Source organism: Pedococcus sp. P1_H8 (assembly GCF_056405175.1).
Genome location: NZ_JBFUCP010000023.1, coordinates 1 through 1,338, shown reverse-complemented (window position 1 = coordinate 1,338; position 1,338 = coordinate 1). Strand labels below are relative to the sequence as shown.

General features: G+C 66.7%; 1 protein-coding gene. It reads left to right on the top strand.

Features of this window, described 5'->3' with window-relative positions; translation table 11 throughout:
* The first annotated feature begins 258 nt into the window (after positions 1-258).
* Positions 259-1,320, top strand: a complete 1,062-nt coding sequence (locus AC1DYG_RS18595; protein ID WP_477641353.1) for an IS110 family RNA-guided transposase — start codon at positions 259-261, stop codon at positions 1,318-1,320.
* The last annotated feature ends 18 nt before the right edge of the window (positions 1,321-1,338 follow it).

Below are 1,338 nucleotides of genomic sequence, written 5' to 3'. Positions count from 1 at the left end.
CTGTGAGGATCGCCTTTGCAGCCTGATGGTGATGGGCTGTGGGTTGGCGGCTGCGGGTGTGACCCCCGGTGTGACTGGCTTTCGTGCCTTGGTGCGACGTGTCCGCTCGCGGTCGCCGGCCCCGGCCCGGTCGGAGGAGCTGGCCTGATTAGGAGCTTGACCACCCGGCGTTAGCGGCGCCGAGCGTGTCTCATCACAGTCCTGCCGAGCCTTCGTCCCGGACCGGAACCACGTCCCATCCGGCGAAGGAGAGAACGCATGAACAGTCTGACCGATCTACGTGACCTGGTCGATGTCGTCATCGGCGTCGACACCCACGTCCATACCCACTCCGCGGCGGTCATCGACGCCGCGACCGGTGGTGTCCTTGGCGAGATCACCGTCGCGGCAACAGCCGCGGGCTATGCCGAGCTGGTGGAGTTCGCCAACAACCACCCGATGTCGCGGGCATGGGCGATCGAAGGAACCGGCGGCCACGGCGCCGGCTTGACCCGTCACCTGCTGGAGTCATCGGAGCTCGTCATCGAGTTGGACCGTCCGAAGCGGACTGCGCGACGCAACGGCGCGAAGTCGGACCCCCTTGATGCGATCCGAGCCGCACGCGAGGCGATGGCGCGACCGCGGTTGGGAACACCGCGCAGCGGAGGCGAACGCCAAGCCCTGTCAGTGCTTTTGACCGCACGCCGCTCAGCGATCAATGCCTCCACCGAGGCGCAGCTACAGGTCTTCAGCCTCGTGATCGCCGCGCCGGAACCGATCCGCGTCCGGTTCCGTGGGCAAAAGCTCGCCGCGATGCTCAACACTGCCGCCAAACTGCGGGTTCATTCAGCGTGGGACGTCGAAACGACCAGCACTGTCGTCGCGCTGCGCACATTGGCTCGTCGCGCGCACGCGATGCTGAAGGAGGCACGTGAGCTGCAAAAGGAGATCCTGGCCATCATCCGCAGCTGGCGCCCTGACCTGCTCGAGGAGTTCGGCGTCGGACCGATCGTCGCGGCAACGGTGTTGTGCGCGTGGTCCCACCCAGGCCGCGTGCACTCCGAGGCCGCGTTTGCGATGCTCGCCGGCGTGGCACCGATCCCGGCCAACAGCGGCCAGGTCACCACGCGGTATCGACTGAACCGTTACGGCGACCGGCACCTCAACACGGCACTGCACACCGTGGTCCAGATCCGGATCCAGTACCAACCCGCCACCCGCGACTACGTCGCTCGCCGAACCGCCGAAGGCAAGACCGGCCGCGAGATCAAACGCTGCCTGGCTCGCTACATCGCCCGCGACCTCTACCGCCTGCTTGAAAGTGGGGCCGCAGCTGCTTGACGAAGCATAGGAGCGTCG

What these genes read in the sequence shown, in the direction of transcription:
- AC1DYG_RS18595 (WP_477641353.1), top strand. Translation starts at nt 259, where the DNA reads ATGAACAGTCTGACCGATCTACGTGACCTGGTCGATGTCGTCATCGGC.